The 22,397-nt window shown below is 69.9% G+C and carries 15 protein-coding genes and 1 pseudogene; 8 read left to right on the forward strand and 8 right to left on the reverse strand.

All coding sequences use genetic code 11. The annotated features are described in order from the left end of the window. Positions 1-104: 104 nt before the first annotated feature. The 4 genes from RKD23_RS37550 to RKD23_RS37565 form a co-directional block, all read right to left on the reverse strand. Positions 105-2,243 carry a cellulose binding domain-containing protein gene (locus RKD23_RS37550; protein WP_424857826.1) on the reverse strand — a complete coding sequence of 713 codons (2,139 nt, stop codon included), beginning with the start codon at positions 2,241-2,243 and terminating at the stop codon, positions 105-107. A gap of 253 nt (positions 2,244-2,496) precedes the next feature. Next, positions 2,497-4,329 (reverse strand): cholesterol oxidase substrate-binding domain-containing protein, encoded by a 1,833-nt coding sequence (locus RKD23_RS37555; protein WP_424857827.1) that lies wholly within the window; start codon positions 4,327-4,329, stop codon positions 2,497-2,499. Between the two features lie 204 nt (positions 4,330-4,533). Beyond that, positions 4,534-5,295, reverse strand: a complete 762-nt coding sequence (locus RKD23_RS37560) for a maleylpyruvate isomerase family mycothiol-dependent enzyme (RefSeq protein WP_424857828.1) — start codon at positions 5,293-5,295, stop codon at positions 4,534-4,536. A 213-nt stretch (positions 5,296-5,508) separates the two neighbouring features. Then, positions 5,509-6,240 (reverse strand): flavodoxin family protein, encoded by a 732-nt coding sequence (locus RKD23_RS37565; RefSeq protein WP_424857829.1) that lies wholly within the window; start codon positions 6,238-6,240, stop codon positions 5,509-5,511. A gap of 329 nt (positions 6,241-6,569) precedes the next feature. Here RKD23_RS37565 and RKD23_RS37570 point away from each other — a divergent pair, with 329 nt between their 5' ends. Then, positions 6,570-7,910: a jacalin-like lectin gene (locus RKD23_RS37570; protein WP_424857830.1), complete on the forward strand. Its 1,341-nt coding sequence runs from the start codon at positions 6,570-6,572 to the stop codon at positions 7,908-7,910. Positions 7,911-8,183: 273 nt separating this feature from the next. Here RKD23_RS37570 and RKD23_RS37575 read toward each other — a convergent pair. Together RKD23_RS37575 and RKD23_RS37580 are read right to left on the reverse strand one after the other, a co-directional pair. Further along, positions 8,184-8,534 (reverse strand): annotated as a pseudogene (locus tag RKD23_RS37575) (SsgA family sporulation/cell division regulator); the annotation flags it as partial. A 485-nt stretch (positions 8,535-9,019) separates the two neighbouring features. Beyond that, positions 9,020-9,907 carry an RNA polymerase sigma factor gene (locus RKD23_RS37580; protein WP_424857831.1) on the reverse strand — a complete coding sequence of 296 codons (888 nt, stop codon included), beginning with the start codon at positions 9,905-9,907 and terminating at the stop codon, positions 9,020-9,022. 154 nt (positions 9,908-10,061) lie between these two features. Here RKD23_RS37580 and RKD23_RS37585 point away from each other — a divergent pair, with 154 nt between their 5' ends. After that, complete coding sequence (locus RKD23_RS37585) at positions 10,062-10,265, forward strand: hypothetical protein (protein ID WP_424857832.1); 204 nt, start codon at positions 10,062-10,064, stop codon at positions 10,263-10,265. Positions 10,266-10,338: 73 nt separating this feature from the next. Here the strand turns inward: RKD23_RS37585 and RKD23_RS37590 are convergent, their stop codons facing one another. Beyond that, entirely contained in the window at positions 10,339-11,337 is a 999-nt protein-coding gene (locus RKD23_RS37590) for an endonuclease/exonuclease/phosphatase family protein (protein ID WP_424857833.1), read from the reverse strand. 274 nt (positions 11,338-11,611) lie between these two features. Between RKD23_RS37590 and RKD23_RS37595 the strand changes: the two genes are divergently transcribed. Beyond that, the gene (locus RKD23_RS37595) at positions 11,612-12,637 is read left to right on the forward strand and encodes a LacI family DNA-binding transcriptional regulator (protein ID WP_424857834.1); all 1,026 of its coding nucleotides are present in this window, start codon (positions 11,612-11,614) and stop codon (positions 12,635-12,637) included. Positions 12,638-12,763: 126 nt separating this feature from the next. Here RKD23_RS37595 and RKD23_RS37600 read toward each other — a convergent pair whose 3' ends face one another. Next, positions 12,764-15,538, reverse strand: coding sequence for a glycosyl hydrolase (locus RKD23_RS37600; RefSeq protein ID WP_424857835.1), 2,775 nt, complete (start codon positions 15,536-15,538; stop codon positions 12,764-12,766). A 345-nt stretch (positions 15,539-15,883) separates the two neighbouring features. Between RKD23_RS37600 and RKD23_RS37605 the strand changes: the two genes are divergently transcribed. From RKD23_RS37605 to RKD23_RS37625, 5 genes are all read left to right on the forward strand, one after another. Further along, on the forward strand, positions 15,884-17,182 hold the full coding sequence (locus RKD23_RS37605; protein ID WP_424857836.1) for an extracellular solute-binding protein: 1,299 nt from the start codon (positions 15,884-15,886) through the stop codon (positions 17,180-17,182). Between the two features lie 82 nt (positions 17,183-17,264). Continuing rightward, on the forward strand, positions 17,265-18,227 hold the full coding sequence (locus RKD23_RS37610; protein ID WP_424857837.1) for a carbohydrate ABC transporter permease: 963 nt from the start codon (positions 17,265-17,267) through the stop codon (positions 18,225-18,227). Then, positions 18,224-19,123 (forward strand): carbohydrate ABC transporter permease, encoded by a 900-nt coding sequence (locus tag RKD23_RS37615; RefSeq protein ID WP_424857838.1) that lies wholly within the window; start codon positions 18,224-18,226, stop codon positions 19,121-19,123. The genes RKD23_RS37610 and RKD23_RS37615 overlap by 4 nt, the downstream gene beginning before the upstream one ends. 201 nt (positions 19,124-19,324) lie before the next feature. Further along, entirely contained in the window at positions 19,325-20,728 is a 1,404-nt protein-coding gene (locus RKD23_RS37620; protein WP_424857839.1) for a GH1 family beta-glucosidase, read from the forward strand. A gap of 257 nt (positions 20,729-20,985) precedes the next feature. Further along, positions 20,986-22,395, forward strand: a complete 1,410-nt coding sequence (locus tag RKD23_RS37625) for a polyprenyl synthetase family protein (RefSeq protein ID WP_424857840.1) — start codon at positions 20,986-20,988, stop codon at positions 22,393-22,395. The last annotated feature ends 2 nt before the right edge of the window (positions 22,396-22,397 follow it).

A 22,397-nucleotide genomic window follows, 5' to 3' on the forward strand; every position in this document is an offset into this window, starting at 1 on the left:
CCGGCAGACCGTCGCTGAGGAGATCCCGAAGAGCGCCGAGCTCAAGGACCAATGACTGCGTCCGGCATCCGAACGTGCTCCTCCTCCCCGGCGGCACTGACCACTCAACCCCCGGAGCAGACAGCCCCGTTGAGGCGGAAGGTGGTCGGCTCGGGGTTGGGTCCGTCGTTGGCGCCGACGAAGCCGAACGAGGCCGTGGACGCGCCGTCCGGGGCCAGCGGTCCGGCGCCCTCGGGTGCGGTCACCCGTACGTGCCGGCCGGTCTGGTGGAACGTGGCGTTCCAGCCGGAGGACACCGACTGGCCGTCGGTCGGCCAGTCCCAGTCCATGGTCCAGCCGGTGACCGGGGTGTCCGACAGGTTCCGTACGGTGACCGTGGCCACGAAGCCGTTGCCCCAGCCCGTGTCGGGGTGGTACGTCACCGCGCAGGGGGCGTCGGACGGAGTGCCGGTGGTGAAGGTCAGCGGATCGGACGGGGCGGAGAGCCGTCCCGAGGCGTCGGAGGCCAACACGTTGACCGTGTGGGTGCTGCCCGGAGGCAGGTTCCGCAGGGTCACGGACGTGCCGGTGGTCTCGCCGACCAGCCAGGTGTGCGCGCCGTCGCGCTCCTGGACGAGGTAGCGGGTGGCGCCGGGCGCGCCCGCCCAGGACAGCCGGCCGGTGGTGTCGGTCACGGCTTCCAGCCTCGGCGTGCCCGGGGTGCCGGCGGCCGAGACTTCGGGCCCGGTGCCGGGCCGCGGGGTGACGGTGACGGCGAGCATCCCGTACGGCGGCACGGTGACCCGCGAAGCGGACGCCTCGCTGCCCGTGACGTCGGTGACGTCGTTGTCGCCGCGCGCGTAACGGCTTGCCTCGGGCGTGGCGGCGGACGGAGTGAACCCGGTGTAGGCGAGGTCGACGGTCCGTGCGGCGTCGGGGTTCTTGTTGATGAGCAGGACGCTCAGGCGCCCGTCGCGGCGGTGCACAGCGTGTGCGGAGACGTCCCGCGCGGACGACACCGCGGGGACCAAGGTGTCGCCCGCGGTGCCCAGTTCACTGGTCATCTTCATGCCGTAGTACGGGTGGAACGGCGTGTTGGGCGCCGGTTCGCAGACCTCGCCGGTGCAGCCGCCGCTGGAGAGCATCCCCATGTCGCCGTAGTCGGTCTCACCGTCGACGGTGGTGATCCGGTCCGCGCCGTTGTGGGTGTTCCACCAGTCGACGTTGAAGACGCCGTTCTCCAGCGCCGTCAGGAACGCGTCGGCGGCGAACAGGCCGTTGGGGCGTGCGGTGAGCATGGCTCCGCCGGTGTTGGTGTTGACTTCCGTAAGGGCGATGCCGATGCGCGGGGAGTCGGCGCCCGCGTACCGGTCGATCTGGTTGCGCACCTCACGCAGTTCGCCGGGCAGCCGGGTCAGGCGGGTCAAGGCGGCGTCGGCGGTGGTGTCGGAGCCGCCCGCGTACCAGTGGACGCTCACGAAGTCGATGACGTCGGTGACTTGGGAGAGCACGGTGTGGTTCCAGTCGCCCGGATCGCCCGCGCCGACGACGCCGTCCGGCCAGTTGCCCGGGGCGGTGAGCACCGCGCCGATCTTGATGGTCGGGTCGACGGCCTTCATCGCGAGGGCGTAGGCGCGGACCTGACGGGCGTACTCCTGGGGGCTCTTGTCCGGGTGATCGTCGTGCTCCCAGCCGCTGCCGTAGTGGCCGTTGCCGTAGATCTCGTTGCCGATCTCCCAGTACTTCGCGTCGTAGTCCTTGGTGACGTTCGCGTACCGGACCCAGCCGGCCGCCTCCTGGGGCGTGCCCGAGCCGTAGTTGGCGATCAGGATCGGCTCCGCCCCGGTGGCGCGGACGGTGCCCATGAAGGCGTCGAAGCCGGTGCCGGGGGCGACGTATCCGCCGGGAGCGGTGTGCGTCTGCCAGTGGTAGATGTCGGCGTACGATCCGCCCGGGTAGCGCATCGCTCCTACGTCGGCCGCCTTCATGAGGGCGGCGACCTCGGGGTCGTTCATGTGCGAGTCCCATACGGCCGCGTTGACGCCGCGTGCGGTGTCGGTCAAGCGGCCCAGAGACGCCTGTGTGTTGACCTGGACCTCGACGTCCGCGGCGGGTGTCTCCTGCGCGGCGGCGGCCGCGATGCCGGCGGCGCCGAGCGGGGACAGCAGGGAGAGCGCGGCGGCCAGGGCGGCGGCGGTGCGTGCGAGGTGGCGCGGGCGGCCGGCGGCGCCGGCCGGCCGAGGTGATCTCTGCGGTGGGGCCATGGGGTCCTCCCTCGGGGGCCGGCGGCACTACGGCTCGCCGGGCGTCGAGTCGTACGACGGGACGGCTGGGGCACAGAGTGGGAGCGCTCCCATGACGGTCCATGATGGGAGGGTGCTGATGCCGTGTCAACGCACGGGACAGATGAACCGACGGCCCCGCTCGCCAGGCGGCCGGTCGCCGAGCCGGAGGCCGAGCGTGGCGGCGGGACGTCGGACACCAGGCGTCGCGGCAGGAAGCCGGCTGCCTGCCGGCTCAGTGCAGCAGCGTGTCGAGGAAGGGGCTGGACAGCACACGGTGGGGGTCGAGCCGGTCGAGAATCGCGACGGCCTCGTCCCAGCCCGGGCCGCCTCCGGCGCGCTGGCTGTCGGGGATGCGGCGGGTGAGGACGTCCGGGTCGGCCCATGCGGCGGTGTCGGTGTAGGCCCAGCCCTTGGACCACTCCGCCCGAACCGTGGCACGGTCCCCGTCCAGGGTCAGGAGGAACTGCTCGATGTCGCGGTAGAAGCGGTTGAGGGCGGGTGTGGCCGGCAGGGAGAGGACATCGATCCACACGGCCGTGTCGACGCCCGGCCGGTCGGGACGCGGCCGCACGGCGGACAGCAGAGGGGGCCGCGCACCGGGGACGCCGCACACGGACGGGTCCTCCAGGCCGGTCACCCGGATCTCCACCTGGCCGTTGACCGGGTACTCGCCGCGTGCTGCGTACTGGACGAGCAGGGTGCGGTAGAAGTCCGCGAACTGGCTGACCACCCACTGCAGATCGGCGCGGCGAGTGAGAACGGCGTAGCCGTTGGCGGTCTCACGCAGCGTGGTGGGCCTGATGTACTGCAACAGGTTGCGGGAGGCGCCCCACAGGTCCGAGCGCAGGCCGCCTGCCAGCAGGTGGGTGAGGACGTCGCCGGTCAGCACGTCCCGCACCAGCGGCCCCGAGAGCAGCACGTCGCTGATGTCGCCGGTCAACGCCACCTTGGCCAGCAGGGCCTGGACCTGCCCGAACAGCGGCGCGCTCGCCCAGGCCCCGGAGACCAGGTCGCCGGCCAGCCGGGCCACCGGCTCGGGGAGGGAGTCGGAGAACGGGTAGTTGTACGGCCCGTCGACCGCGCGGGAGGCGGTCGGCCGGGTCGGGGCGACGCTCCAGACCTTCAGCCACGGGTGGTCGGTGAAGGCGAACCAGATCGCCTCCACCCGGCCGGTGCGGTCCACGAAGCCGGCCAGGGTCCGTGCGCCGGCGGAAGCCCCGGGAGCGGCGAACAGTTCGGTGGCGGGGATGCCCACGAACGACTGGCAGCGCAGATTGTGGTCGGCGCCGACCCGCAGGACGGCCTCGGTGACCAGCGAGCGGCCGAGGTGCGTCAGGAGCGCGTCGCAGTCGGGCTCGGCCCGGCCGACGGTCCGCAGGACGTAACGGCCGGCGCCCGCGTCCCAGACGACCGCGGTCAGTTCGGTGACCAGGTTGCTCAGTGAGCCGTAGCCATGGCCGGGTGACGGGCTCTCACCGACGGCGGGGACGGCCGTGCCGTGCGCGCCGACGGCCAGCGCGCCGCCGACCGAGAGATCACCGGGTGCCGGTGCGGCGGTGACGCCGTATCCGCCGGCCCCGGCGAACGCCAGCAGCGTCTCCAGCGAGGCCCCGGCCTGGACCCGCACCGCGGCCGACCCGTCGGCGGCCTGCTGCTCCAGCGACATCGCGGTCAGGTGCGCGGTGGTGTCCAGCAGGACGACCCGGGCCCCGGCGGGCGTGCCGTCGGCCACGGTCAGGGGTGACCAGCCGTGGCGCCGCCCTTGCGCGCGCACCGTCCAGCCTGCGCCGTAGGCCCAGTTGACGACGTCGAGCACCTCCTGAGGACTGCGCGGCGCGCAGGTCCACAGCTGATCGGTGCGGATCTCGCCGACCCAGTTCTCATAGACGCGCTGGTGGACGTCGATCCCGGCAGGGAAACCCGGCGGCGGTGCCGAGGCCGCGTGGGCGCTGTCCGGCCCGACCAGCCCCCGCAGCAGCCAGCCTGCGCCGCCCGCGACGGCCGACGAGGCCAGCAGCCTGCGCCGCGACAACCCTCCGCCTCGGTTCGAAGGACCGTCCGTCATCCCCGCAACCCCTCCGCTTGCTCGCTCCGCACCAGCCCCGCCCGTCCGGGCAGGCCGAGCACGCACGTTACGCACCAGCGAGGGCCCAGCCGTCGTACGTTCGCTCGATTCACGTAAACGGGTGAATGTACCCGTCAACCGGCTTCTCCCGGGAACTCCTGCCGTACGGGCAGGCGGGCGGTCGGCCGCTCATGCCTGCGAGGGTTACTCCTCGGGCTCCCAGGCGATCAGCTGCTCGAACACCTGCTGGTCGCCCTCGATCTTCAGGTCGCTCAGCGTGAGGCGGCCCCAGACGAAGAGGAGCAGCTGCTCGGCCGTGCCCGTGGCCGAAGCGGAGGCGGGCGCGGCGTCGTCCGTGAGGGGTGCGGGCCAGGCGCCGGTGCTGTCCAGTGCGAGGAGCCAGGAGCGGCCCTCGGTGGCGTGGTAGTGGATGGTGGCGGCCTTGTGCGGCCAGGCCGCCGGGGTGGAGTTGCAGGTGTCGAGAAACTCGGCCACTCCGTCGATCGCGACGTCCGCCGGCATCGGCTGCACGGAGCCTGCGGCAAGCTGGGCATCGTAGGTGTGCACCAGCAGCTCGTGCACCCGGCGCCGGGCAACGCCCCAGGCATTCGCCGGCGACACGCCGGCGCCCCACCACGCCCAGCACTCACGCTCCGGGCCGGCCTCGCGCAGCGCACTCAGCAGCAGTTCGTTCGACTCGGCGTACCAGGCCAGCAGCGCCTCGAGCTCGCGCGGCACCTCCCCGGCATCCTTGGCCGGCGGAGCCTCGGCCGGGCCCGCGGCCACGATCGCGGCCCACCAGCGCTGGCCCGTACCCAGGTGCTGCACCAGATCGAGCAACGTCCACTCGGGGCAGGACGGCACCGGCGCGTCAAGGCTGGGCGCGGCGGCAACCGCACTGCGGAACGCGGCCGACCGCTCGTCGATCAGTCGCAGCAGGGCGGAATACTCAAGACTCTCTGTCACATCGCTTAGCTATCACCCCAGCTCAGCCGACCGCACCCTATTTTCCAGGCTGTCAGCTGCGGGGGTTGGAGCACCTAATGGAAAGCCTGGTCGTAGCCATGCTCCCTTCCTGGCCGGCTCGTTGAACGAGTCATGGGGAAGGGGAACGGTCCTCCGTGCGGCATGGTGTCAGCTCCTCGAAGGGCCGTTCATCCTTGCGTGCGCCGGGTCGGGTCAGCGGTGTTCGGGGTTGTCCGCGCCCGGGCGGCAGCCGGCCTCCCACTGCGTCCGCTGGTTGCCGTAGGCAGGCACGCCGCCGGAGCGCTTGAGCAGCGCGGCGAGGTGCATCAGGTTCCAGGCCATGAAGGAGGTGTTGCGGTTGGTGAAGTCGTTCTCCGGCCCGCCCGAGTCCGGGTCGAGATACGAGGGTCCAGGGCCGGCCGCGCCGATCCAGCCCGCGTCCGCCTGGGGCGGGATCGTGTAGCCGAGGTGCTGGAGGCTGTACAGGACGTTCATCGCGCAGTGCTTCACGCCGTCCTCGTTGCCGGTGATGAGGCAGCCGCCGACGCGGCCGTAGTAGGCGTACTGACCCTGCGAGTTGAGGAGGCTGGAGCAGGCGTAGAGACGCTCGATCACCTTCTTCGTCACGGAGCTGTTGTCGCCGAGCCAGATGGGCCCGGCGATGACCAGGATGTCCGCGGCCATCACCCGCTCGTACAGCGCGGGCCACTCGTCGGTGGCGAAGCCGTGCTCGGTCATGTCCGGGTAGACGCCGGGCGCGATGTCATGGTCGACGGCCCTGATCTCGGACGTGGTGACCCCGCGCGACATCATGATCTCCGCGCTTTTGTCGATCAGACCTTGGGTATGGCTGAGCTGCGGGGAGGGCTTGAGGGTGCAGTTGATGTAGAGGGCCGTCAGGTCGTCGAAGCAGTACGGGGCTTCGGTGGAGGGCGAGGTTGTCATGGTGGCAGCGTCTCGCGCAAGGTCCGGTTTGCCCGGCTTCGACGCGCCCCGTGGAAGAGCCGCGGCTCAGCTCGTCGTGGCGTCCGCTAGGTGCGCGATGCCGAAGTCGGTGCGCGCAACAACTTCCCACGAGCTGCGGGGGCCTGAGCAGGCGGCGCTGCTCGCCGTGCACACGTAGAAAGGCGCAGGCGAACTGCCGCCTTGATCGCGGCATGCGCGGCGTGAAGAGCATCCGAACTCGTTCCCAGACCGGTGTAACCCGCAGTAACGTCCGGCCTGTTCACGTCCGTGTCCGTGCCTCTCCGCCTCATCCCCAGGAGACATCCCCCATGCGCAGACTCCTCGCCTGTCTCACGGCGGCCGCAGCCGTCGTCGGCGGGCTCACGATGTCCGCCCCGTCCGCGGCGGCCGCGGACTCGGGCGCGTTCAGCGTCCTCACCTACAACGTGGCCGGCCTCCCCGAAAGCCTGTCCAGCGCGCCGACCCCACGGGAGTCGAGCACCACGGCCATCGGACAGCGCATAGCGCCGTACGACATCGTGCACGTCCAGGAGGACTTCAACTACCACGCCCACCTCTACGCCGCCGACACCGCGCACCCCTACCGCACCCCCACCAGCGGCGGCGCCGGCATCGGCAGCGGGCTGAACACCCTGTCGAAAATCTCCTACGACGTGGACGACTTCGAGCGTGTCCGCTGGAACTCGTGTCAGTTCGACTCGGGCGACTGCCTGACACCCAAGGGCTTCACGTTCCAGCGCGAGCGCCTCGCCGAGGGTGTCTACGTCGACTTCTACAACGTCCACACCAACGCCGGCACCACCGACGGCGACCTCGGCTCCCGCGCCGACAACCTCGACCAGCTCACCGCCTTCATCAAGACCCGTTCGGCGGGCAACGCGGTCGTCGTCATGGGCGACACCAACACCCGCTACACCCGCACCGGCGACACCATCGCCGAGTTCGCCGCCGCCAATGGCCTCACCGACGCCTGGGTAGAGCTCGTTCGCGGCGGCACCCCGCCCGCCAAGGGCAGCCCCGCCCTGGTGTGCGACCAGAGCGGGCCGACGGTGCCGCCCACGTGCGAGGTCGTCGACAAGGTCCTGTACCGGAGCAGCAAGCTCGTCTCGCTCAGCGCCACGTCGTACGGCAACGAGCACGCCAAGTTCCTGACGAGCGACGGGCTCATGCTCTCCGACCACGACCCGATCGCCGTCGGCTTCTCCTGGTCGCGCGACGCCGCCTTCCAGCTGAGCGACCAGTTCGGCGGGCCACACGGTGACTACTTCACGGACATCGACAGAGTGTCGGCGGGCGCCCGTGCGACCACGATCGCCCTGCGGGCCGGCTCCCGCGTCGACCAGCTGAGCGTCACCCTGACCAACGGCACGACGCTCACGCACGGCGGCACCGGCGGAACGGCCGCTTCACTGGCCCTCGGCAGCGGCGAGTACGTGACGAGCGCGTACCTGTGCCAGGGCGTGAAGGACGGCCGCACGCGCATCTTCTACGCCAAGTTCACGACCAGCCTGGGCCGCACGCTGGCCGGCGGGACGACGACGCCCGACTGCGTGACGCGCACCGCGCCCGCCGGCTGGCAGATCGCCGGATTCCACGGCCGGGCCGGCGCCGAGATCGACAAAATCGGCTTCATCTATACCCGGCGCTGACGCGCGAGGCGTGCCGTACGGTCGTGGGACCGGTCTATGGCCGTCCTCCCACGCGTCCTCCCACGGCCGTACCGAGCCTTCGGCGAGGCGGATCAAATGGGATCGGAGGTCCTATCAGTGGTCGGGGCCTTTCTGGTTGTCGAGGAGTTGGTCGGGCTCGGCTCGGTGGTCGGGGCTGTCCTCGTGTTCGTCCTGCTCACTCACCGGCTCGACGGCGGTGGCGGGTCTGCTCGATGTGTCCCGCCTGTTCAGCGCGGTGAGTTCGAACAGCTCGTCCACATTGACGTGTCGCCTCTCGTCTCCGGGTGCCACCAGGTCGTTGGTGCGTCGGAGGAACTTCTGCAGCGCTGCCCGGGGGGCTTCCAGCAGTGCTGTTCCCTCTGGGGACTGCAGAGTGATGAAGACGACCTCCGTTCCGACGGAGACAGCGGGCCGGATTTTCACGTCCATGACGCCTGCGGAGGTGCGGAGACCGGCCGTGAGAAGCTCACGAGAGAAGACCCAGTGCACCAGTTCGTCCGGTCCCGTCCGGAACCACGCCTCGATGGCGTAGGGGTCCGACCGCCGGTAGCGCAGCTTCGTCGGCACGGGCGCCGAGGAACTGCTGGAGACGACCACCCGCATGCTGATCTCGCAGGTCACCTCCGAAGGGTCGGGACATTCCTTGTGCTCCGGCTGCTTTTCGGCGTGCTGACGGCGCTGCTCCAAGTAACTGCGAAGCAGCGTGCCCACTTGCCCCGCGACCTTTCGTACGGGTGCGGCTTCGCCGACGCTGTGGGGCGGCGCATCGGTGGGGACGCCCTCCTCGAGTTCGGACAACCGCCTCTGGATGCGCTCCCGCACCTCGGCGCCGGTGCGAGCGCGCAGTGCCGTCGCGCCTGGTGTGCCGAGTGAGGACTGCTTGAGCAAGGTCGCGAAGTCGGGGCCGGTCACGCCGCCCGCTCGTGCGCCCCTTCCTTCGGCCTCTCGGTCCATGCGCTCTTGCAGTTCCGTGAGGTGTTCCAGGCACGCACGCACGCTCGGGCGCAGCTCCTCGGGGGCGAGCAGTTCCGCCTCCTGAATCCTCGCGATGGCCTCTGCGACTCCGTCTGCGAGGCGTTCTTCCCGCTTCACGCGTCCTCCCTGTCGTCCCGCGCCGTCGAGGGGGTGAGTTGCTCTTCCTGGCCGCCGTGTTGCGGCCGGTTCTTTCTCAGGCGGGACATGCGCATCGCGACGGCCGCCGCCGACAGGTTGAGGAATTCGCCGATCTCTTTCCTCGTGTAACCCCTCAGCATGAGGAACAGAGCGGTGCGCGTGGTCTCGTCCTTCACCTCCGCGAGCAACCGCTGCACAGCGTCATGACCGATCGCCTGGCTCTCGGGTTCCTCACTTCGATGAGCTGCGACATCTTGCAACGCGTTCATGCCGTCCGGCTCACACGGTGGGCGCCGGGCGCGCTCTGAAGCCCAGCGGCCAAAGACCTCGGCGAACTCGCCCAGGACGGCACCGACGAAATAGCTCTTCAGGGACGCGCCGCCGTCCGGGCGCCAGCCGGTGCCGGCAAGTGCGCACCGGCGGTAGAGGTGCAGCGCCCGTGCGACGACCTCACAGACGAGCTCCTCCCGCTCGTCCGGATCGGTGCGCAGCGTTTCCATGTCCTGCTGCGTCCGGGGTGCCCGAACAGGCCGTCCCCGGTCAGCGCACAAGGTGAAGATCTCCCCCGTATAGAGCCAGTTGGTCACAATGGGACAGGCGTACTCGGTCAACGCCCGCGCGAAGAGATTCCAGGCCGGGCCGTCGAACTGTGCGGCTGCCAGGACTTCATATACGGCTGCATCGTCGGCTGCTCTCCGGCTGGTTTCGGCGGCGGTCTTCTCCGCGAGTCGGGCGAGGGCGGCGGAATCCGCTTCGATCTCCATCCTGAAGAGGGGGGACTCAGGAACGTCGGTGCCGGTGCGTGCAGCCGGCAGTTGTTGGGCCCCCAACTGTGGAGCCCCGTCGAACTGGTCGTCGGGCATACCTCTCCCTGCGAACCGATGCGGTCACGTTCTGAGAGCGTTGTAGGGAGGGGAGGGGCCCGTGGATAACGCAATGCTGAGAAGGAATCCCCGAACGTGTGAAATCACCGCCCGGACGTGATGCGTCGGCCGCGGCACCCCCTACGACAACGGCATGACAGAAACCCTCGTCACCGCCACGACGGGCGTGCTGGCCTGCCTCGTCGCCATGGAACATGTGCCGCGTTCTCTCACCCGCTTGCTCCAGGCCTGCATCCCGCTGGTCAAGGCATGGAGGGAACTGACTGGAGCTACCGAGCAAATAGAGCCGGCCCAGGACCCTTCCGAGCCGGAACCCGAATCGCGCCGGCCTTCCTGATCCAGTGCTGCGTCAAGGGAACGGTGGACCACGGTGGCGCCTCGACGGCGTCGGTCACCACGGCGCTGCGAGTTCAGTCGAAGTCGAAGGTGGCGACGAAGGGGGCGTGGTCGGACTCGGGGTATTTGATGTCGGTGGCGAAGGCGATGGAGTCGTCGTGGAGGATCTCGTTGTGGATCTCTGAACCGCGGTAGTGGGCGAGGAGGTTGCGGGTGACGAGCATGTGGTCGATCATCTGCCCGCGGCCTTGGTGGAAGAGGGTGTAACGGGCCTCGCTGGGGATGGTGTGCTCGATGGGGACCAGGACCCGGGTGGCGAGCGCGCTGTTGTTGGTGTCCTCGACGTTGCCGCAGATGGCCAGGACCGGGACTTCTTCGGGCTCGGCATTGAAGTCACCGGCGACGATGATGCTCGCGTCCGGGTCGTCGTCGAGGATCTGGTCGATCAGGCGCCTGACTTCCAGCGCCTGGCTCATGCGCTTCATCGACGAGATGAAACTGCCTTCTGCCCAGCTGTCGGCGCTGCTCCAGACGTCCTCGTGGGGACCGGTCAGCCGACCGGGGATGTCGCTGGGGATCTTGGATTTGAGGTGCACGTTGATGACGTGCAGCAGGCGTCCGGGAGCTGCGTGGTCGATGTCGATCTGTGCGTGCAGGATGGGCCGCTCGACACCGATCGCGATCGGTGCCGCATCGGGTGGGCTGGCGGTGAGCCGCTGGTAGTGGGGCTTGTTGACCAGGTCGTTCTTCAGCTGCTGGTGCTTGATGACCGGCAGGTGTGTGGCGATGACGAGGTTGCGGACGTCGAAGACCGCGTCGTTCGCGGGCTTGGTACTGGTCAGGGACGCGCCGGCGAGGTTCGTGCCGGCGAGCAGTTCCTTGAGCGCGAGCAGATCGCGCGGCCGGCCGGGGCGCTCTTGGCCGTGGACTTCCTGGAAGCAGGCGATGTCCGCGCGCAGCCGAGTGATCTGCGGCTTCATCAGCGCGATGCGGTCAGCCAGCAGCGGGCCCTTGCCCGCGGCAGGCTCGTCGAAGTTCTCCAGGTTGAACGTGGCAATGCGGATCTGCGTCACAGGTACCCCAAAGCTCGCCGCGATGTGAATACACAGAGTAGCGAGACAGAACCCAAAGTAGCGAGCATCTTTGCCTGGCCGGCGTCAAAAGGAACAGCGACGACGTCATGCATCAACGCCATGCTGAGCCGCTCGACCGTGAAGCCCATGCTTGGGAGCGCTCTCAAGCGCCGCTGCATGCGTCTATTCTGGTGCGCACAGATCCATGGCAGCCCCGCGGCGGTCCACCGCGGAGGGATCGCAGACGCAGACGCACACAGGAGGAGCGCCCGCCTTGCCCGAGCAGACCGTGAGGCCTCGTCCCACGCTGGAAGCCGTCGCGGCACGCGCCGGTGTGTCCCGTGCGACGGCCTCCCGGGTCGTCAACGGGGGCGCGGGTGTGCGCCCCGCACTGGTCGAGAAGGTGCGCCGGGCGGTCGAGGAACTGGACTACGTGCCCAATCACGCGGCCCGCACCCTGGTCACCCGGCGCAACGGTGCGGTGGCGGTGATCATCGCGGAGCCCGAGTTCCGGGTGTTCGCCGACCCGTTCTTCGAGCAGCAGGTTCGGGGGATCAGCCGGGAGCTGACCGCACGCGACGTCCAGCTGGTGCTGCTGTGGGCGGAGGGCCCCGGCGATCACGAGCGGATCGCCCGCTACCTGGGGGGTGGGCACGTCGACGGCGCGCTCGCCTTCTCCGTCCACGACGACGACCCGCTGCCGGCCCTGATCGCCCGGACCGGGGTGCCGGCGGTGCTCGGGGGCCGACCCGTGGGGAGCGAGAACCTGGGCATTCCGTTCGTGGACTGCGACAACCGCGGAGGCGCCCGGGACGCTGTGCGGCATCTGATCTCCCTGGGCCGCACGCACATCGCGCACATCACGGGTCCGCGTGACCAGACCTCGGCGACGGACCGTATCAACGGCTACCGCGATGTCCTGGTCGACGCCGATCCGCTGCTGCTGTGCGAGGGCGACTTCACCGAGGAGAGCGGCGCCCGCGCGATGGGGGAGCTGCTGGACCGGCGCCCCGAGATCGACGCGGTCTTCGTCTCCAACGACACGATGGCGATGGGCGCGCTGCGTACGCTGCGCGAGCGCGGAGTGCGGGTGCCGCAGGATGTCGCGGTGGTCGGTTTCGACGACATGGCCGCGGTGGTCCAGGCCGCGGAGCCGCCGCTCACGACGGTCCGCCAGGACATCGAGGGCATGGGCCGGATCATGGTCAAGCTGCTGATGCGTCTGCTGGACGCGCCGAAAGAGGAGGTGCCCGCCTCCGTGATCACCCCGACGACGCTGATCCGCCGGGCCTCGGCCTGACCGGCCCGGGCCACCCCCGCCGGTCCCGGGCTGCTCCACCGGCCCAGGCGTGCGTCTACGGCGACGGCGGGCGCCGGGCCCGAGGGCCCCGCGCCCGCCGTCATCTGCCGGGTGCTGCCGTACGCGTCACTCGTAGGGGATGACCACCACGGACGTGTCCGTGCCGGTGCGCACCTGCGAGGCGGCGCTGCCGATCGCGTTCCACAGCTCCAGCCGTACGGTTCCGTTCGCGAGGTTGCCGAGGGTTCCGGTGGCCGACTTCAGGCCGGCGCCCTGGTTGTACTCCTCCCACCCGGTGACCGGGTCGGTGGCGAAGTACCGGTAGGTCTCGACACGGTCGAAGGTGCCGTCGCCGGTGAGGTCGTAGCTGATCCGGGCCTGGGGGGCGACCCCGACAGCCGTGCTGGAGTCGACCGGGAGCCGGAAGGCGGTCGTGGCGCCCGACTTCAGCTGTCCGTTGACGCCCGTGACCTGGTACACGAGCGGGTTGGTGGGCGTTCCGTCGTAGTTGCGGCCGCCGGCGGAGGCGATCGTGTCGGCGCCCGCCGTGGCGCCGGTGGCGGTGGTCAGGGTGCCGCCGGTACGGAGCTGGAAGACGCTGCCGGTGGGCGTCCCGGGGTTGCCGGTGCCCGTGTCGGCGCCCGTGCCGGTCGCGGTGGACCGTGCGGGGACGGAGAGCGTCTTGCCGTCGGAGAAGGTGACCGTGCGGGCCGTTGAACCGTAGTTGTGGGCGGCGTAGGTGCGGACGCCGTTCTTGGTGAACACCGCGGACGTGGGCAGGTCGCCGGTCACCGAGGGGTCGGGAGCGCCGAGCGCGTCCAGGCTGGTGATCCAGTGGTAGGTGTGCGCCTTGGACTCGCCCTGCTCCGGGGTGTATCCGGTGTTGCCGGCGTCCCACTTCGACTTCGCGCCGGACGGGTCGGCCAGCGACTGGAACTCCCAGAGGATGTCGCGCCATTCGACGGCGGGCCCGCCGTTCTCACGCTCCAGCTCCGCGAGGTTGCGGCGGATCGCGTCCTTGTCCCCGGCAAGGTGCAGGGAGCCGCCCGCGGTCACGGGCAGGACGTTGATGCCGTGGATCTCCTCAGGGTTGGCGGTCCACCACGTGGAGTAGGCCGCGCCGCTGCCCCAGACCATGCCGGCCGTGTCGTGGGTGAAGGTGCTGGGGAAGACCTGCTGGTCGGCGTCGAACCAGTACTGCGCGATGGCCTCGCCCTCGGTGGCGAGCAGGTAGCCGCCGAGGTCGCGCAGGGCGGTGTTGCCGGTGGCCGAGCCCCACAGCACCAGCGCGGCGCTGAGGTTGGTGGACTCCGAGGAGGACTCCTGGTTGTTGCCGGCGGCGAAGCCCTGGTGGCCGGAGGCCCAGCTGTGCCCGGCGTAGACGTCGAAGCCGCGCAGGAACGGGAAGGCGCTGTCGGTGCGGCTCGGGTTGGCGGCGTCGCGGATCAGGGCCTTGACCATGCCGCCCCAGGCGGAGTCCGCGGCCCAGGAGGCGTCGTACTGGGCGACGATCGCGGCGGCGTAGACGTAGTAGCCGTAGTGGAAGTGGTGGTCGTTGAGCTCGGCGTCGCTGCCGTAGGAGGCCGGGTAGCCGATGAGGGTCTTCCAGTTGGTGTCGTAGGAGAACTCGCTCGCCCCGCCCGCGGTGAACCACTCCTGCAGGCGGCCCTTGAGCAGGCCGATGAGCTTGTCGCGGACCGCGGTCTCACCGATCTGGTCGGCGAGCGGCACCAGCTGGGCGAGCTTGCCCAGCGCCTTGCCGGTCCAGTAGGTGTCCGTCGCCCCGGAGAACGGGTCGGAGGAGTTCGCGACCTCCGACAGATAGGTGCGCAGCCGGGAGGTGTCGACGGCGCTGGTCCTCGGCAGCGCGGGCAGGACCGGGGCGGCCTTCTGGCGGGTGGTGAAGGAGGCGCTCTCGCGGACCTTCATGGTGCCGCGGGGGGAGACGTAGGTGTACGCGGTGAGGGCGTCGGCCGTGTGGAGCCACTGGTGGCGGTACAGGGCCTGGAGGGTGCCGCGCTCGGTGCCCTCCTTGGCCTCGGTGGTGAGCCTGTACGTGGCGCTGACCGTGTCGCCGGAGGTGCTCCAGTCGACCTGGGAGCTGGTGACGAAGCTGAAGGCGTACTTGCGGAACGTCGCGAGCGCGTCGGTGGAGGGCAGCACGGCGAGGGAGAAGTAGTCCTTGCCGCCGAGGCCGGCGCTGATCGTGGTGCCGGAGATGTTCCAGTCGGTGCCGGTCGGCGCGAAGAGGGCGTAGTGGTGGCCGCCGACCGTGATGCCGACGACGTTGCCCTGGTCGGAGAAGACGGTCGGCGTCGACGCCGTGGTGACCTGGGCGTTGCCGCCGGACCCTTGCGCGTACACGAAGGGCAGGCCGTGACCGATGGTGGTCCGCAGGGTGCGGGTGCCGTCGGACCAGTAGGGGGTGACGGTCCAGTCGGACCAGGAGTCTGCCTTGGTGTCGGGTGAGTTCAGGCCGCTCAGGCCGAGGGTGAGGTCCCGCTTGTGGGCGTACTCGTACTGGCGGCCTTCGCCCACGACGGCCGGGCTGGTGGGGTAGCCGATCTCCAGCCCGCCGGAGACGGCCTGGTACGTGAGCGGGTGGCCGTACATGGGCGTGGAGTAGGGGTTGTCGCCGTAGCGCTGGAAGGCGAGGGAGGACCACCAGTCGTTGGTGGGTACGGGCTTGCCCTGGGCGGCCTGGGTCACCTTGGGGGTGACCGGCGCGCCGGTGTTGTTCGTGGGGCCGGTGGTGCCGGACGGGCGGGTGTCGGAGTAACTCCCGGCTCCTACGGGGACGGTGGCGGCCGTCGCCGGAGTCGCGGCCGGGCCGAGGCCCACGGCCGCCAGGGCGGCGGCCAGGACCACTGCGGCCGTCGGCCGTGGTCGGGGAGCTGGCATGGGGAACACCTCATGTCGTCGAGAGGGACGGGCTCTTCAGCGGAGGGCCGCAGCGCACCGGGGTGCCCTTGACGGCGGCGGAACCGCTCTGGGGAGACTTTGAGAACCCGGCCTGAGAGCGCTCTCAGGTGGCCGAAAACGTAAGACTCCTGAAATCGGTTGTCAATACATCGCGCAAGGCGAGGCGTCTATGGGTGCAAAACGGAAAATCCGTTGTGTCGCCGCTTCGTTATCTCTTCAAGTCTTGACGGGGCCGGTCTGATGCGGGCACGCTCCACCCACGTTTTGAGAGCGCTCTCAAGAACCGTTCGGCGCTCGTTCCACCAGGAGCCAAGGAGGCTTCCCATGCCCATAGCCCGAGCCGCCAAGAAGGGCACCGTCCGACTGGGAGCGGTGGTCCTCGCCGGGGCCCTCCTCGCCGCCTGCGGAGGTTCGTCGGACGGCGCCTCCAGCGCCGACGGAAAGGTCACCGTCACCGTCGACCTCTTCGGCTCCTTCGGCTACAAGGAGGCCGGGCTCTACGCCGAGTACGAGAAGCTCAACCCCGGCGTCACCATCAAGCAGACCGACACCGAGGACGAGGCCGACTACTGGAAGTCCCTCCAGACCCGCCTCGCGGGCGGCGGCGGCCTGGCGGACGTCCAGGCCGTCGAGGTGGGCCGCATCGCCTCCGTCACCCAGCAGCAGGCCGACAAGTTCGAGGACCTGCGCAAGTACGGCGCGGACCAGCTCAAGAGCGAGTTCGCCGAGGCCAAGTGGGCGGCCGCCACCGGCGCGAACGGCGAGGTCCTGGGCCTCGGCACCGACGTCGGCCCCGAGGCCATGTGCTACCGCGCCGACCTCTTCGCCAAGGCGGGCCTGCCCACCGACCGGGCGGAACTGGCCCAGAAGTGGTCCACCTGGGACGGCTACCTCCAGCTCGGCAAGCAGTACAAGAAGAAGGCCCCCGGAAAGAGCGCCTGGCTGGACAGCGTCGGCAGCCTCTTCTCCGTCATGATCGGCCAGGAGGAGGAGCGCTACTACGACGCCTCCGGGAAGCTGATCTGGGAGACCAACCCGGCCCTGAAGGAGTCCTGGAACACCTCGGTGGAGGCCGCGCAGAGCGGTCTGAGCGCCGAGCTCGACCAGTGGTCGCCGCAGTGGAACCAGGCCTTCGCCGCGGGGTCGTTCGCGACCCTGCCCTGCCCGGCCTGGATGCTCGGCTACATCAAGGGCCAGGCGGGCGAGACCGGCAAGGGCAAGTGGGACGTCGCCGCGCTGCCCGGTGGCGCGGGCAACTGGGGCGGCTCCTACCTCGCCGTGCCCAAGGCCGCCAAGAACAAGGAAGCGGCCTACAAGCTGATCGCCTGGCTGACCGCGCCCGAGCAGCAGGCCAAGCTCTTCCAGAAGCAGGGCAGCTTCCCCTCCGCCACGGGCGCCATCGAGAAGATCGCCGACGCGAAGGACCCCTACTTCTCCGGCGCGCCGATCGGCCAGATCTTCGGTGACGCCGCCAAGGCCGCTCCCGTCCAGGTCCTCGGCATCCACGATCAGAACGTGAATCAGCAGATCACCAACGCCCTGAGCGAGGTCGAGCGCAAGGGCCTGGCCCCGGACAAGGCCTGGGAGAACGCCAAGAAGGGCGTCGCGAACATCACCGGCTGACCGGGAATCGCCGGCGGGCCGGCACGCCGCCCGGCCCGCCGCACCCCACGCACCCCGCTCCGACCATTCGAAGGGCCGCACCGTGACCCTCACCGCCTCCGCCCCACCGGCCTCACCCAAGCAGGCGGCGCCGCCCCGGCCCCACGCCGCCCGGCGGGCCTGGCAGAAGTTCTCGCCGTACGCCTACATCGCCCCGTTCTTCACCTTGTTCGCCGCCTTCGGACTCTTCCCGCTCATCTACACGGCCTTCGTGTCGCTGTACCGGGTGGAACTGCAGACACCCGGCGACATGCAGTGGCGCGGTCTCGGCAACTACACCGCGCTGCTGTCGGACGACTACTTCTGGCTCTCGCTGCGCAACACGTTCACCATCGGGGTGCTCTCCACCGTCCCCCAGCTCGTGATGGCGCTCGGCCTGGCCCATCTGCTCAACTACAAGCTGCGGGGCCGGACTTTCCTGCGTACGGCGATGCTGCTGCCGTACGCGACGTCCGTCGCCGCGGCCACGCTGGTCTTCGCCCAGCTGTTCGGCCACGACTACGGCTTGGTCAACTACGTCCTCGGACTCGTAGGCATCGGCCCGATCGACTGGCAGACCGGCACCGTCGCCTCTCAGGTCGCCGTCTCCACGATCGTCATCTGGCGCTGGACCGGCTACAACGCGCTGATCTACCTGGCCGGAATGCAGTCCATCCCCGCCGAGCTCTACGAGGCGGCCGAGATGGACGGGGCCTCCCGCTGGCGGCAGTTCTTCCACGTCACCCTGCCCGGACTGCGCCCCACCATCGTCTTCACCGTCGTCGTCTCCACCATCGGCGCCACCCAGCTGTTCGGTGAACCGCTGCTCTTCGAGGGCTCGATCTCCGGCGGCATCTCGCACCAGTACCAGACGCTCGGCCTCTACATGTACGAACAGGGCTGGGGCTTCTTCCACCTCGGCCGCGCCGCCGCCGTGGCCTGGGTGATGTTCCTGCTCATCTTGGTGCTCGTCGGGCTCAACGCCCTCCTCGCGCGCCGCCGCTCCCGCAAGGAGGCCGTCCGATGACCGCACTGGCCAGCCCGCCGGCCGCACCCCCCGAACATCGGACACGGCCGCAACGCCCGCGCCGCTCCCGGGCGGGCCGCACCATGCAGGGCGGAAAGCTCGCCTACGCGATCCTGATCGTCGCCGTGCTGATCTCCGCGTTCCCGTTCTACTGGACGATCGTGGCAGCCAGCCGCTCCAACGCCGACATGGCGCGGGTGCCGCCCTCGCTGCTGCCCGGCCCGAACCTGATGCGCAACTTCGAGGCGGTGCTGGACGAGGCCGACATCGGCAAGGCGCTGCTCAACTCCCTGATCGTCTCGGGCTCGATCACGCTGGGCACCGTACTGTGCTGCACCCTCGCCGGGTTCGCCTTCGCCAAACTCCGTTTCCGGGGACGGGGCGCCCTGCTGGCCGTCACCGTGGGCACCATGATGATCCCGCCGCAGCTGGGTGTGATCCCGCTGTTCATGCTGATCGCCGAGCTGCAGTGGGTCAACCAGCTCCAGGCGGTGATCCTGCCCGGTCTGGTCTCGGCCTTCGGCGTCTTCTTCATGCGCCAGTACCTGGTCCAGTCCCTCCCGGACGAGCTGATCGAGGCGGCCCGCGTGGACGGTGCGTCCACCGCCCGGATCTTCTGGTCGATCGTCGTTCCTGTCGCCCGGCCCGGGATGGCCGTCCTCGGCCTGCTCACCTTCATGGCCGCCTGGAACGACTTCTTCTGGCCCATCGTCGCCCTGTCCTCCTCCGAGCCGACCGTCCAGGTCGCACTGCGCCAGCTCGGCGGCGGTTACGTCCACGACCAGTCCGTGATCATGGCAGGCACGCTGCTCGGCACGCTGCCCGTGCTCCTGGTCTTCGGTCTGCTGGGCCGGCAGATCGTGGGCGGCATCATGCAGGGGGCCGTCAAGGGCTGACCCGCGCGGCGGTGACCGCCCGGCAACGTGGGCCCCCAGGCAGCAGGCGCCGTCTCATCAGCCCGGCATCGCGGGCCCCCGGGCGGGCAGCAGTCGCCGCCCCATCAGCCCGGCATCCAGCGCCAGCCCGTCCGCCGCACCCTCCCACCCCAGATCTCACACCCTTCTTCAGACCTCACACCCCTCTGGAGCCCCCTCCTCATGACCGCGCTCGATGCACGCCCCGACACCGCCGCGATGCTCCGCTTCCCCAGCGACTTCCGCTGGGGCACCGCCACCGCGGCCTACCAGATCGAGGGCGCCGCCGCCGAGGACGGCCGCACTCCCTCGATCTGGGACACCTTCAGCCGTACGCCCGGCAAGGTGCGCAACGGCGACACCGGCGACATCGCCGCCGACCACTATCACCGCCTCAGCGAGGACGTCGCCCTGCTGCGCCGCCTCGGCGTCACCGACTACCGCTTCTCCATCGCCTGGCCGCGTGTGCAGCCCACCGGCCGCGGACCCGCCGTCCAAAGGGGCCTGGACTTCTACCGGCGGCTCACCGACGAACTGCGCGAGGCAGGGATCCGCCCGGTGGCCACGCTCTACCACTGGGACCTGCCCCAGGAACTGGAGGACGCCGGCGGCTGGCCGCACCGGGAGACGGCGTACCGCTTCGCCGACTACGCCGGCCTCATGGCCGAGGCGCTCGGCGACCGCGTCGCGACCTGGACCACCCTCAACGAGCCCTGGTGCGCGGCCTTCCTCGGCTACGGCAACGGCGTCCACGCCCCCGGCCGCACCAGCGCGCTCGCCTCACTGCGCGCCGCCCACCACTTCAACCTCGCGCACGGACTCGCCACCCGCGCCCTGCGGGCGGCCCTCCCCGCTCCCGCGGAGGTGTCCTTGACCCTCAACCTCCATGCCCTGCGCCCCCACACCGAGGCGCCCGAGGACGTGGACGCCGCCCGCCGGATCGACGCGGTCGGCAACCGGATCTTCCTCGACCCGGTCTTCCACGGACGCCTCCCCGAGGACCTGGTCCAGGACACCGCCGCGATCACCGACTGGTCCTTCGTGGACGACGGCGACCTGGAGACGGCCTCCGCCCCCATCGACTCCCTGGGCATCAACTACTACTCGCCCGCCGTGGTCGCCGCCGGTACGTCCGAGTCGCCCTCCCCGTGGGCGGGCGCCGAACAGCACGTCCGCTTCCTGCCTGCCCCCGGCCCGCGCACCGCGATGGACTGGCCGGTGGACGCGGACGGCCTGCACGAACTCCTCCTGCGCCTGCGCGACGACCTGCCGGACACTCCGCTGCTCGTCACCGAGAACGGCGCGGCCTACGACGACTACGCCGACCCCTCCGGCGAGGTCAAGGACCCCGAACGAGTGGCCTACCTGCACGCCCACCTGGCGGCCGTGCACCGCGCCATCGAGGACGGCGCCGACGTACGCGGCTACTTCCTGTGGTCTCTCCTCGACAACTTCGAATGGGCCTACGGCTACAGCAAGCGCTTCGGCATCGTCCACGTCGACTTCGCCTCCCAGCGCCGCACCCTGAAGTCCAGCGCCCGCTGGTACGCGGCCGCCGTCGCGCACAACGCCGTTCCCGCGCCGTAACCCGGGCGGCCGGCGCGGGGAGCGGATGAGGAGGCTCTCCGTCACTCGGCCGGAAGGCGCAGGCTCTGCCCTGGGCGTCCCTGGTGAAAGATCGTTCATGCGGTGAAGTCCCTCCGCTGAGCGGGTGACACGACACAGGGGCGCCATGTCACCTGCGGAGTCTGTTGATAGGCAACTGGGCGGGCTGCCTTCGCTCCGGAACGCGGTGGGACAAGCGGCCATCGTCTGCTGTGCCGTCGTCAGGAAAGGGAAAGCCTGTGTCCTCCCAAGAGGATCTGCGTGCACTGTTCCGTCTGGATGAGCCCCGTTTCGTGGGCTGCTACGACCCTGCGAATCGTCGGACCGCTGATTTCGCGCATGGCTGTCTGGCGTTGCCGGACGGCTCGGACGCCCGCCGGGTGACCCTGCCGGCGGAAAACCTGACGGCGGAGCGGTTCCACCTGTATGGGGAGCTGGACCTGGGGGCGCTGCGGCAGGAGGTGGACGGGCCCTACCGCGAAGTGCATGATCACCTGGCCGCGATTCCGCTCTTCGGCCACAACGGCTCGGCGTTCAACGGGAAGCACAACGAGGCGTGGGCCGAACATCTCATGCGCAGCCTGTGGTCCCTGTCGTGGCAGCACCACTACGCGGCAGCGCTGGTGATCCACTTCTACCGGCGGATCACGCCGCCGGAGTATCAGAGCGCGACGCACATGCGCCTGGTGTACGCGGTGGCGGCCGCGGCGGACTGGCTGACCACAGTCACGATCGTCATGGACGACTGGAGGGACGGCGCACGCTTGCGCAACGGCCATGCACCGTGGCATCTCCAGCATCCTCGGTCCTTTGCGAACGATGGCTTCATCGCGGTGGCCAAAACGCTGAACGTACTCTCGGCGGTGGTGCCCGACCGTCACCCGTTCAAGCGGGAGATGCGCGACCGCGCGGTACGGCAAGTCGCCCATTTCTCGAACTATTTCGCGTATCACTCGATGATGGATCTACGCCGTGCCGAAGCTTCGAACGGCGGAGCGGGTCACTCTCCTCTGACAGTGGACGAGATCACAGCGGACGACTACCAGTCGGTGGTGTTCAACCGTGCCACGGACTGGATCCACTTCCTCGTCGACATGAGCCGTCTGCTGGCCGGCTACGGCGCTCAACTGACCGACGGCGAGGCCTTCATGGACTATGTCGCCGGCGCGTCGACAGTCGGCTGTGTGGTGGACGACATCGTCGACGCCTCCACGGGCGAGGACCTGCGCTGCGGTGAAACGACGATCCAGCTCATTCTGGCAGTGGAAAGGGCGAAGGGACGGCTCGGGCCGATCGCGGCCGACGACGCGGCGGACATCCTGCGCACGCTCAGGGACCACATCGGGGTGGACACCGACACGGATGCCGAGGCGGTGCGGCGCATGTACGTCCGGCACCGGATTCCCGAACTGACGCTGGACTATCTGGAGGCGGTGCTGGACCGGGTGCCGCACCTGCGGCGAGCGGCCGCGGAGGAGTGCGGCGCCCCGGGAGACCTTCCGGCCTTCATGCTCCACTGGCTGGCCATCGATCGCGGGGGTGCCACGGAGCGTGCACAGGAGAGCGGTGAGCTTCTGGGGCAGGAGCGCTTCCGGGACCTGCTCGCGCAGCTGACACACGCCGAGGAGGAGCAGGCCGCCCTGGTGTGAAG

The sequence above is a fragment of the Streptomyces sp. SAI-170 genome, assembly GCF_049739565.1.
In the GTDB taxonomy this organism is placed as follows: Bacteria; Actinomycetota; Actinomycetes; order Streptomycetales; family Streptomycetaceae; genus Streptomyces.